Here is a 9,808-nt window from a genome sequence, read left to right on the forward strand (position 1 = left end):
ATCGCTGCGAGTGTGGCGCGCGGCTACGCCGCGCACCACACCCCTTGGAATCAATCATCTAGGGGCGCCGAGGACCTCGCCGTCGACCGACGCATGGCTCGCCTCGAAGCCCTGCCGGTCATCGAGGTGCGCCGGGCTGGGGGCGCACCCATCGGACTGCGTCTGCGGCGTGCACGGGCTCGGCGCCCTGGCGCATCAATCAGTTGTTCTCCGACGGTCCGGGAATCGCGCCTGGGGGCGCGGCGGAGTTGTCGGCCGGGGACGGTGTGGTTCTGGGATTCAGAGTGGCTGGGGTCGGTGCTTTTCGCTGATCGACCGTACTGCGGTTGCGGCGGCGGCGGGCGGCGCGGCGATCGGGGTCGAGGCGTTCGCGCAGCCGGTCGTCGGCGCCTGGCCCAGCCAGGAAGGTGAGGTTCACGGACGACAGTGGACGACAGGTATCCGCGTCAACAAGGTCGGGAACGATTTCGTCACCGGTTTCACGATCGACCAGGACCACGCTCGGCTCGCTAGCGTCGGCGTGCTTGCGGCCCCACCCATAGAGGGCGACCAGCACTGGGACAAGATCCCGACCCTTGTCGGTCACGATGTATTCGAACCGCGCCGGGGCGTCGTGGTATTGCCTGCGTTCGAGCAAGCCGCTCTCGAGCAGCGTATTCAAGCGCCTGGTCAGCATGGTCGGGGCGATCCCCAAGTTGTAGCCGAACTCGTCGAACCTGCTGAATCCGTCCAGCGCGTCTCGCATGATCAGCAGAGTCCACCAGTCGCCGACATGCTCGAGCGCACCGGCTATCGGACAGCCCATGGTCTCGAAACTCGTGCGTCGCATCCGCTCATCCTCCCACCAACTAGTGACTTGCATAATAGTAGTTACTGTTTTAGCGTGAGCGCAGCGGCCATCCACGGCCGCGATTCGGCACTCATCTGTGAGTGAACTATCGAAAGGACGTGCCGTGACCTCTTCCATCGATTCACGGTCCATCACGCTTGTCATCGGCGCGGGAGGCCGCCACGGCGGCACCGGTTCCCATGTGGCGCAACGTCTTCGCGAGCAAGGCCGGGCCGTTCGCGTACTGGTTCGCATCGATGACGACCGAGCGCACCGACTGCGTGAGATCGGGGTGCAGATCGCGAGGGGTGATCTACTCGATCGCCGGACACTCGACGCCGTAGTCGACGGCGTGAGCACGGTGTACTTCACCTACCCCGTGGCGCCAGGCGTCGTGCAGGCCGCCGCGAATCTGGCCTCCGCGATGCGCGCCGCCGCGCCCGTGCCGCGTCTGGTGGTGATGTCGATGTCCGCCGCGGCCCCCGATAGTCCCAGCGCACTGGGTCGTGCCCATTCGGCCGCCGAAGAGGTGTTCTCCTGGGCCGGGCTGCAACCGGTGATCCTGCGAATCGCCGCCTTGTTCTACGAAAACATCCCGCTCCTGCATGCCGCATCCATCCGCAGCGCGGGAACCTTCGCCAACAGTTTCGGTACGGCCGCCATGCCGTGGATCAGCGGCCGCGATGCCGCTGACCTCGCCGTCGCCGCTCTCACCGACCCGGACCGATACCCCGCCGGCTCCATCGTGTATCCGCCCGGCGCTGCCCTGTACACACACGCAGACATCGCCGCCCTCATCAGCGGCGAAACTGGAAAGACCGTCGAATATCAACACATTCCGGCCGACCGGTGGCAACGCGACCTCGAGGACCTCGCGCGACACGACGCCCTCGCCACGATCAATCCCGCCATGGCCCAACACATCTCCAGCATCGGCGAGAAATTCTCACAACGGCCGATCACACCGCGGCACGACCCCATTTCGCTCGACGACGCTATCGGCCGTCCGCCCCAGACTTTCGCCGAGTTCATCCACACTCACCGCGACAGCTTTCTCCACCATACGATCAGCAGTCCGGCCGGTGAGTCGAACCAACCGTGAGCAGCCGCATTGACTCAGGTACTTCACGACACGGTCGGGGGGAGTGAATGTCGAGCAACCTATGCCTCGTAGGCGCGCATTAGTGCCAGGGACTGATGCAGGGCGTTGGTGAGGTGTTGGTGGGAGCCGGTGGCCTTGTCCATGATCGCGCCGCCTTGCAGGGCCGCGACGAACGCGGACGCCAGTGCCGATACCGGGGCGTCCGAGCGCAGGAGACCGGCGTGTTGCATGGCCGAGAGTTGGTCGCGCAGTTGGTCGATCCAGCGGTCGTACATGCGGCCGACCAGATCCCGGGTGAAGGTGTCGGTGTCGAGCGCGCGGCCCGCGAGGGCCGCGATTTCGCAGGCGTCATTGATCGTTTGCTGGGAATGCAGGTGCAGGATCTGCTCGATCCACGCTTCCCATCCTTGCCAAGTGGTGAGCGGTGCGGCCGGGGTGTCGGCTTCGGCGAGGCGGGTCAGGTGGCGTTCGGCGGCGGCGCGGCGTAACTCGTCTTTCCCGTCGGGGAAGTAGTGGAACAGCTGGCCTTTGCTGGTGCCGGTCAGGCGCATGACGTCATCGAGGTTGACGTCGTTGCCGGTGACGAGCAGATCGGCGGCGGCCTCGACGATGCGGGCCTTGGTCGCCTCCCCTTTGCGAGTGGGCATGCCTCACCCTACATTTCTGGACTTGTAAGTCCAAAAAATTGGTGCCAGCCTAGTGGACGTGAAAGTCCAAAACCTCTCGGGCCGAGGCCGTTTCGCGGGCGCGCTGCTGGTGCTGGCCGGGCTGCAATACGTGGCCCTGGAGTACATCACAGCTCGCGCTTGGCACCACCCCACCTACAGCTACGCCGTGAACTTCATCAGCGATCTGGGCAACCCGGTCGCCGGGGATGTCTTCGACGGCCGCACGATCGATTCACCCCTGCACTCGGTCATGAACACCGCGTTCGTCGGCCAGGGCGTGCTGTTCATCGCCGCGGCACTGCTGCTCGCAGCCCGGGAACGGCGTGAACGCCTGCTGTTCGGACTCGTGATCGCGCACGGCGTCGGCGTCATCCTGGTCGGGTTCTTCCACGAATCGGCCGCCAACCAGCACAACGGCGTTCTCGTGGTGCACGGCATCGGCGCGGCCGCGGCCATCGTGAGCGGCAATGTCGTCGCGATTCTCGTCGGTACACGGCGAGGAACACCGAGGTGGTTGCGCCGCACCAGCATTGCCCTCGGGGCCCTCGGGCTGGCCTCGTTCGCGCTGTTGCAGGCCGATCGGCCGTTGTATCACGCGGCGGGAGGGATACCCGAACGCGGCGCGGTCTACACCATCCTCGCCTTCGAAATCCTGCTCGGCACAGCACTTCTCGTTGCCGGGGCCCGACGCGCTCCGGAATGCCCCCTACCTGTCCCCACGGAAAGGCTCTCCGCATGAATCTCACCGCAACCCAGCGCTTGACCGGTCGCCGCGCACTGGTCACCGGATCGACCTCGGGTATCGGACGCGCAATCGCGATCGCACTGGCTCGCGAAGGCGCGGCAGTCGTGGTGTCGGGCCGCAGCAAGGATGCGGGCGAGGCCGTCGTCGAGACGATCCGCGCGACCGGAGGCGTGGCGCACTTCGTCCGCGCCGATCTTGCCGAATCAGGCAGCGCCGCAGCCGAACTAGCGTATGCCGCGGCGGCGGCCCTGGGCGCCCCGGTCGATCTGCTGGTCAACAATGCCGCACTGCTCATCCCCGCCCAGTCCCTGCTCGACGTCGACGAGACGCTCGCCGATCGGGCCCTGGCCGTGAACGTGAAGGCGCCGGCACTGCTGACCGCCGCGATCACCCCCGCAATGATCGCGGCCGGAGGCGGTGCGATCGTCAACACCGGCTCCCTCAGCGGCCTGGCCGGCAACGCCGTATCCGCCCTCTACGGCGCGACCAAAGCGGCCTTGCATTCGCTCACCACATCCTGGGCGGCCGAACTCGCGCCGCGCGGCATCCGCGTCAACGCCGTGGCCCCCGGCCCGACCATGACCGACGAAAACGCCTCCTACCACGAGACACTGCGCAGTCTGGCCGCGTCGACACCCGACCGCCGCCCCGGCACGGCCGCCGAGGTCGCCGCCGCAGTGGTCTTCCTCGCCAGTGCCGAGGCGGCCCATATCCACGGCGCGATCCTGCCCGTCGACGGCGGACACCAGGCCATCCGTTAACCAGACCGCTTCTCTGGTCTCCGTCGTCTGATCGCCAGCGGGCCGCGAGTCATGACGCGTCGATGACCCGCATTCTTGGCCGCAGATCCACCGATTCGGCTGTACCACAAGGCAAGTAGATACGACTTTCCAGCAATTTCGGAGTGACAGGGGAATGCGCGCGCATGCTCGAACACCACCACCCCAAACCCGCCCTCACGATCCACACGATTGGGAGTTCACCATCATGAAGACTCTTGCCCGCCGGGCCGCTGTCGTCGCCGCGGCCATGGCCGCCGTGGCCGGGGCCCTGACCGCTTGTACGCAGACCGACCACCACGACTCCGCGCCGGCGTCCACCTCGGCCGGGGTGTCGGGGGTCGCGGACTGGCAGGGTGACAAGCCGACGATCGTGCTGGTGCACGGGGCGTGGGCGGACGCGGCGGGTTGGACGCCCGTCGTCGCCGAACTGCAGAAGGCGGGGTTCCCCGTCAAGGCACCGCCGAATCCCTTGCGCGGGCTGGATTCCGACGCCGCATACATCTCCGACGTGCTACGCCAGACCACCGGGCCGATCATCCTCGTGGGGCATTCCTACGGAGGCGCGGTCATCACCAACGCCGTGGCGGGCAACACCCAGGTCAAGGCGCTGGTGTACATCGCGGCATTCGCACCCGATCAGGGCGACTCGCTGGCGAGCCTGAACTCCAGTCCACAGGGCAAGGAAATCCCCGCAGTCCCGGCCACGCCGTCATCCTTTCCCGACACCGGTGGCACAGGAACAGAACTCACCATCGACCCCGCCCAATACCCGAATGTGTTCCTGGACAACACGGTGTCGCCGTCGCAGCAGCGGGCGCTCGCGGTCGAACAGCGTCCGCTCAGTCTGGCCGCGGTGACCGGGGTCTCCGGCGCCCCGGCCTGGAAGAACCTCCCATCCTGGTACCTGGTCGCCAAACAGGATCGTGCGATCGCGCCGGACCTGGAGCGGTTCATGGCAACCCGTGCGGGTGCCCACACCGTCGAGGTGGCAGGACCGCACCTGATCATGCAGACCGCCCCCGACGCGGTCACCGACCTGATCGAACAGGCCGCAGTCGCAACTCGTCGATAACCCGCACCCGGGCCCACGAATGCGCCGTTCCGGCTGCAGCACAACACAAGAGAAACGGACTTCCCACATTGCAGCCCGGCCGGGAAATGCATCGCACATGCTTGAACAACACAACGATGAAGGAGAACCGATGTCTGATCAGGCCGCTCCCACAGTGGTGCTCGTCCATGGCGCCTTCGCCGACGCCTCGGGATTCGCCGGGATCATCCGAGAACTGTCCGCGTCCGGTCACTCCGTGATCGCGCCACCGAATCCCCTGCGGGGGTTGGGAAATGACGCCAGGGTGGTGCGCTCGGTCGCCGCGGCGATCGACGGGCCGGTAGTGCTGGTGGGTCATTCCTATGGGGGCGCAGTGATCGGCCAGGCCGCGGCCGGGCTGAGCAATGTGACGGGGCTGGTGTACCTGGCGGCGTTCAGTCTCGACGCCGGTGAGAGTTGTATCGACGTCCAACAGCCGTTCGCGCCGTCGCTGCTGGCCGAAACGGCCCGTCCGACGCCCTACGACGCGCCGGGCGCGGCCGGCGGGCCCGACCTGTACATCGATGCGGAGCGGTTCCGCGAAACCTTCTGCGCCGACGTCCCGGTCGACCTGGCACAGGTCATGGGCGCCGCACAGCGACCGCTCGCCGCGGCCGCACTGGCCGAGAAGGCCAGCGAAGCCGGGTGGAAACAGATCCCCTCCTGGTACCAGGTCGCCCGCCACGACAACGCCATCAACCCCGAAGCCCAGCGGTTCATGGCCAAACGCATGGGATCGACCATCGACGAGATCGACGGCTCGCACACAGCCTTCATCAGCCAACCCGTACGCGCCGCCGAATTCATCAACAGCGCCATCGTCGGGCGCTGATTACCGCACCGGTGAGACCTGTCGGGTACGCCCAGCGATCGTATGCCGACAGGACTCAGCCGGTGACCAACAAACCTCTATCTCCCCAGCCAGGTCACGCAAATGAAGGGACGGAGGAGGTAAATGGCGTGTCGTCCACCATCACCCCCAGTGCTGGGCAGGGTCGTCGTGGATCAACGAGGTTGTGCGACACGAAGTCGCATGAGTAACAGTGGAACTCGGAGAAGGAGGGATCGGCTGATGCCGATGACGTAGTTCCCGATCCCGTGCGCGTGGATCGTCCCCGCCTCGGCGTGCGTCATGGGTGACCGTGGGGTGCGAAGCCCGAGGGCGCGGGCCCAAGGACCCTCGTTCCATCCGGGGTTACAGGCTGGGGAAGACCGGGCGGGTGAATCGTGTGAACCCTCGTCGACGCCTCGTCATGAGCACTCTCACCGATGGGAAGTGGCAGTGGGAGATAGGGACTCGCCGCTGGAATGCGGCAGGTGCCGTCCGGGCGAATTTGGCCGGGCGGGTGCGCACCACCGTCCCCGAGGTACAGAGGGCACCCAATCCGGTCGTGTCTGTCTCATGCGGAACGTGACAATCCCGATGCGGTCCAACCTCTTTCGAGTTTGGTAGGCCGACTGTGAGGAAGGCTGATTTCCGCAGCGGGGGCAGGATGGCTCGAGAAGCGAATGCCGGTGGGCCGAAAGGCCGCAGGAAACCGGGTGCCGCACAACCAGTTCCTCCGCTGGTGACCCCACATAAATGGCCGGATAGAGGCTGCTGCCTCGACCTGAAAGGGCGCTGACGCGAGCCGGGTGAGCCTGCGGATGACTCGATGACCGAATCGTTGGAACTTCAAGGGGCAAGTTGGACAACACATTGCTGGTGAACGGACCCGGAGACCCGGTCCTGGATTGGGACGCCGTGCGATGGCGCGCGGTCGAGGACCAGGTACGGCGATTGCGGCAGCGGATCTTCGCGGCATCACAGGCAGGGGACCTGAAGAAGGTCCGGAATTTGCAGAAGTTGATGCTTCGTTCCCGCGCGAACGCGCTGATGTCGGTGCGGCGGGTCACGGAGATCAACGCGGGCCGCAAGACCGCCGGATCGACGGCGAGGTGGTGACCGATGCGGAGCCGAAGACCGACATGGTCGACTGGTTGCAGCATCGCACCGCCGCGTGGTCGCCACGGCCGGTCAAGCGGGTGTTCATACCGAAAAGCAACGGGCGCCGCCGCGGACTGGGGATTCCCGTGATCGCCGACCGGGCGCTGCAAGCGCTGGCGGTCAACGCGCTGGAACCCGAGTGGGAGGCCCGGTTCGAACCCAAATCCTATGGGTTCCGGCCGGGCCGGGGATGCCACGACGCCATCGTGGCCATCCATACCACCGTCAGCCGCACCGACGCCAAACGCGTGTGGATTCTGGACGCCGATCTGGCCGCCGCGTTCGACCACCTCGACCACGCCCACATCCTCGGCTCGCTCGGCACGTTCCCCGCTTTGGGGCGCCGAGCTCGTCCTGACCACCCCAAGCGGTAACGCCATTGTCTTCGCATAGAGCGATCTCGTGCTCGAAGCCAGAGTATCGCCCGCATGTTCACACCGGTGCCCCACACTGCTGGATCGAACTGCGTCCCACCGATTTCGACACCATCGGGAGACGACGGCTCCCAGAGCACGGACGTCCTGCCTACCACCGTTGCCGCGCTACGCACCGTGAACGTCAAACGATGACCGTCGGCGAGCGCAGCCAGAACATCGGCATCGAGCTCGCCGGAATCCCTTGGCACCCTGCGAGGAATGTGCTCCCACGCACGTTCGTCACGTATCGCATCGAACAACGACTCCGCGTCGGCGGAGGAATACGAACTCAACGACACTCCACCGTCATCGAGTCGGTCGACGGGTATGCGTATCGGCCAGATCATGTTGCGAATCTTCGCAGCAGCCACCCGTAGTTGCAGGTTGGAACACCGCGCCTCTCGTCCGTATCTCGGCATTTCAGTGCGGCCGGCCGACCTCAGATCTTCTCTGCCGGTTGATCTTCGGCCGCGCCGCGCTAGCCGTTCCGAACCGAGCGGTCAGCGGCATGACAGGATGCTGGGCAGCAAGGTGGGTCGCCACTGTCCCGCGTTACCAATCTCGGCGCACAGCGGCCTTGGGGCCAGCCACCAAGGTCCTCGCCGGCACATCATCGGCCACGACTGCGCCGGCGGCGACCACGGCGTCCCGCCCGATACTGACCCCGGGCAAGATCATCGCTCCGGCACCGATCCACACGTTCTCCGCCACATCTATCGGTGCACCGGTGAGGAATCGGCGCCGTTCCTCCGGGTCTACCGGGTGGCCCATGGTGATGAACGTGGCCTTCGGGCCGATCATCACGCCCCGGCCCAACCGGATACCGGCGTAGTCCAGGAAGGTACACCCCTGATTGATGAACACGCGCTCGGCCAAGTCGAGTCGAAGGCCATGGTCGGTGTAAAAGGGCGGGTAAATCGTGACTCCGGCCGGGAGGCGGCGGCCCAGGATCTGTTCGAGCAGGGCTGCCTTTCCGGTCTCGTCGTCGAAGGGCAGGATGTTGAGCCGGGAGGTCAACTCGGTGACCTGCACAACCCGCTCGTGCATCGCTTTGAACTCGGCACCGAGAACCCGTTCGCCCTGGGCCTGGAGCTCGGCATCGTGGATCAGCATGAAGTTGTCGCTCGCCATCCCGCCATACTTGCGCATCTGAGTGGGGAACGGATACTCGCTCATCGGCAGTAGCGGACGTTCCGCCGGCGTCGAATCGGCACGGCCAGTTGATCTTCCGATGCCCGGCGCTGGCCGGTTCGGTCAGCTCGGTATGCGGCAATTGAGAACGTTCGGGGGAGCCACTCCGTAGCCGCTTCGAACCGCGCGGCTCGCGGCATGAGCGGTCACTTGCACCGACTGTCGTTGGATTGTCGTGCGGCACAATGCTCAGGGATGTTCGATCTGCTCGCGCAGGATGTCACCGTGGCCGGCGTGACGTGCGAAGTCCTCGATCAGGAACAGATAGATGAATCGCAGGCTCACCTCGCCGAGGCGGGGGTGGGTCCGCACGTCGTCTAGGTCGAAGTCGGCGGCGATCGCTCGGGAACGTTCGCTACCGCGGTCGAATTCGGCGATCACGTCGGCCACGGTTTCGGTGTCGTCGACGACGAAACTGGCATCACCCGGCGTCGTTCCGCCGTCGCATTCGCCCTCGGGTAGGCCCGCCAGGACGTGCTGGAACCAGATACGCTGCCCGACTGCGGCGTGCTTGACCAGTCCGATCGGGGTGGTCATCGACGCGACGAGGCGTCGGCGGGCGTCCTGTTCGGACAGGCCGCGCAATGTGTTGACCAATTCGGCGCGGTTGCGGTCGAGCATGTTCTCGAGCATTCGACGTTCATCGCCGATGGTGATTCGTGGTCTTGACCAGGTCATTGCCGACTCTATCCTTTGGTTGGGCTGAATCTGCCTGTCGTACTCGTGGTTTTGTTCTCGGTACCTGCTCGAGGAGTCCTCGTGGTCGGCCGGCCGAAGGATATGGCGGCATCGAAATCATCCGCAACTCGGCAGTAGCGGACGTTCCGCCGGCCTCGGATCCGCACGGCCAGTTGATCTTCCGATGCCCCGCGCTGGCCGGTTCGGTCAGCGCGGTATGCGGCTTGAGCGGACACCGCGATGGCCCCGAGATGCCCCGGGGCCGTTGATCTTAAGTTAGGTCGCGCGGACACGGGCGGGGACGCCGTGGCAGGACGTGC

The 9,808-nt window shown here is 65.8% G+C and carries 11 protein-coding genes; 7 read left to right on the plus strand and 4 right to left on the minus strand.

Annotated elements, in window-relative coordinates:
* Window positions 1–199: 199 nt before the first annotated feature.
* Window positions 200–967 carry a helix-turn-helix domain-containing protein gene (locus AB0L60_RS41210; protein WP_364625973.1) on the minus strand — a complete coding sequence of 256 codons (768 nt, stop codon included), beginning with the start codon at window positions 965–967 and terminating at the stop codon, window positions 200–202.
* On the opposite strand from AB0L60_RS41210, the gene AB0L60_RS41215 reads away from it, so the two are divergent.
* Window positions 954–1,931, plus strand: coding sequence for an NmrA family NAD(P)-binding protein (locus tag AB0L60_RS41215; protein ID WP_364625976.1), 978 nt, complete (start codon window positions 954–956; stop codon window positions 1,929–1,931). The genes AB0L60_RS41210 and AB0L60_RS41215 overlap by 14 nt on opposite strands.
* Before the next feature lie 59 nt (window positions 1,932–1,990).
* On the opposite strand, the gene AB0L60_RS41220 is transcribed toward AB0L60_RS41215, so the two are convergent.
* Window positions 1,991–2,578 (minus strand): TetR/AcrR family transcriptional regulator, encoded by a 588-nt coding sequence (locus AB0L60_RS41220; RefSeq protein WP_364625979.1) that lies wholly within the window; start codon window positions 2,576–2,578, stop codon window positions 1,991–1,993.
* Between the two features lie 58 nt (window positions 2,579–2,636).
* Here AB0L60_RS41220 and AB0L60_RS41225 point away from each other — a divergent pair, with 58 nt between their 5' ends.
* The 6 genes from AB0L60_RS41225 (at window position 2,637) to AB0L60_RS41250 (ending at window position 7,577) form a co-directional block, all read left to right on the plus strand.
* Window positions 2,637–3,338 carry a DUF998 domain-containing protein gene (locus AB0L60_RS41225; RefSeq protein ID WP_364625982.1) on the plus strand — a complete coding sequence of 234 codons (702 nt, stop codon included), beginning with the start codon at window positions 2,637–2,639 and terminating at the stop codon, window positions 3,336–3,338.
* Window positions 3,335–4,105, plus strand: coding sequence for an SDR family oxidoreductase (locus tag AB0L60_RS41230; protein WP_364625985.1), 771 nt, complete (start codon window positions 3,335–3,337; stop codon window positions 4,103–4,105). Before AB0L60_RS41225 ends, AB0L60_RS41230 begins: the two co-directional genes overlap by 4 nt.
* Window positions 4,106–4,331: 226 nt before the next feature.
* Entirely contained in the window at window positions 4,332–5,198 is an 867-nt protein-coding gene (locus tag AB0L60_RS41235; RefSeq protein ID WP_364625988.1) for an alpha/beta hydrolase, read from the plus strand.
* Between the two features lie 130 nt (window positions 5,199–5,328).
* Window positions 5,329–6,048, plus strand: coding sequence for an alpha/beta hydrolase (locus tag AB0L60_RS41240; RefSeq protein WP_364625991.1), 720 nt, complete (start codon window positions 5,329–5,331; stop codon window positions 6,046–6,048).
* 912 nt (window positions 6,049–6,960) lie between these two features.
* Window positions 6,961–7,161 carry a reverse transcriptase N-terminal domain-containing protein gene (locus tag AB0L60_RS41245; RefSeq protein WP_364626008.1) on the plus strand — a complete coding sequence of 67 codons (201 nt, stop codon included), beginning with the start codon at window positions 6,961–6,963 and terminating at the stop codon, window positions 7,159–7,161.
* A gap of 23 nt (window positions 7,162–7,184) precedes the next feature.
* Window positions 7,185–7,577, plus strand: coding sequence for a reverse transcriptase domain-containing protein (locus tag AB0L60_RS41250; RefSeq protein ID WP_364626011.1), 393 nt, complete (start codon window positions 7,185–7,187; stop codon window positions 7,575–7,577).
* Between the two features lie 594 nt (window positions 7,578–8,171).
* Here the strand turns inward: AB0L60_RS41250 and AB0L60_RS41255 are convergent.
* Window positions 8,172–8,795 (minus strand): DapH/DapD/GlmU-related protein, encoded by a 624-nt coding sequence (locus AB0L60_RS41255; protein WP_364625994.1) that lies wholly within the window; start codon window positions 8,793–8,795, stop codon window positions 8,172–8,174.
* Window positions 8,796–8,999: 204 nt separating this feature from the next.
* Window positions 9,000–9,488: a DinB family protein gene (locus AB0L60_RS41260; RefSeq protein WP_364625997.1), complete on the minus strand. Its 489-nt coding sequence runs from the start codon at window positions 9,486–9,488 to the stop codon at window positions 9,000–9,002.
* Between the last annotated feature and the right edge of the window lie 320 nt (window positions 9,489–9,808).

The sequence above is a fragment of the Nocardia sp. NPDC051981 genome (genome assembly GCF_040680715.1).
Lineage (GTDB): Bacteria > Actinomycetota > Actinomycetes > Mycobacteriales > Mycobacteriaceae > Nocardia.

Coding starts and splice junctions, on each gene's coding strand:
- AB0L60_RS41210 (WP_364625973.1), bottom strand. CDS start 967: ATGGAAGAGGTCACGGCACGTCCTTTCGATAGTTCACTCACAGATGAG.
- AB0L60_RS41220 (WP_364625979.1), bottom strand. CDS start 2,578: ATGCCCACTCGCAAAGGGGAGGCGACCAAGGCCCGCATCGTCGAGGCC.
- AB0L60_RS41230 (WP_364625985.1), top strand. CDS start 3,335: ATGAATCTCACCGCAACCCAGCGCTTGACCGGTCGCCGCGCACTGGTC.
- AB0L60_RS41235 (WP_364625988.1), top strand. CDS start 4,332: ATGAAGACTCTTGCCCGCCGGGCCGCTGTCGTCGCCGCGGCCATGGCC.
- AB0L60_RS41240 (WP_364625991.1), top strand. CDS start 5,329: ATGTCTGATCAGGCCGCTCCCACAGTGGTGCTCGTCCATGGCGCCTTC.
- AB0L60_RS41250 (WP_364626011.1), top strand. CDS start 7,185: ATGGTCGACTGGTTGCAGCATCGCACCGCCGCGTGGTCGCCACGGCCG.
- AB0L60_RS41255 (WP_364625994.1), bottom strand. CDS start 8,795: ATGAGCGAGTATCCGTTCCCCACTCAGATGCGCAAGTATGGCGGGATG.
- AB0L60_RS41260 (WP_364625997.1), bottom strand. CDS start 9,488: ATGACCTGGTCAAGACCACGAATCACCATCGGCGATGAACGTCGAATG.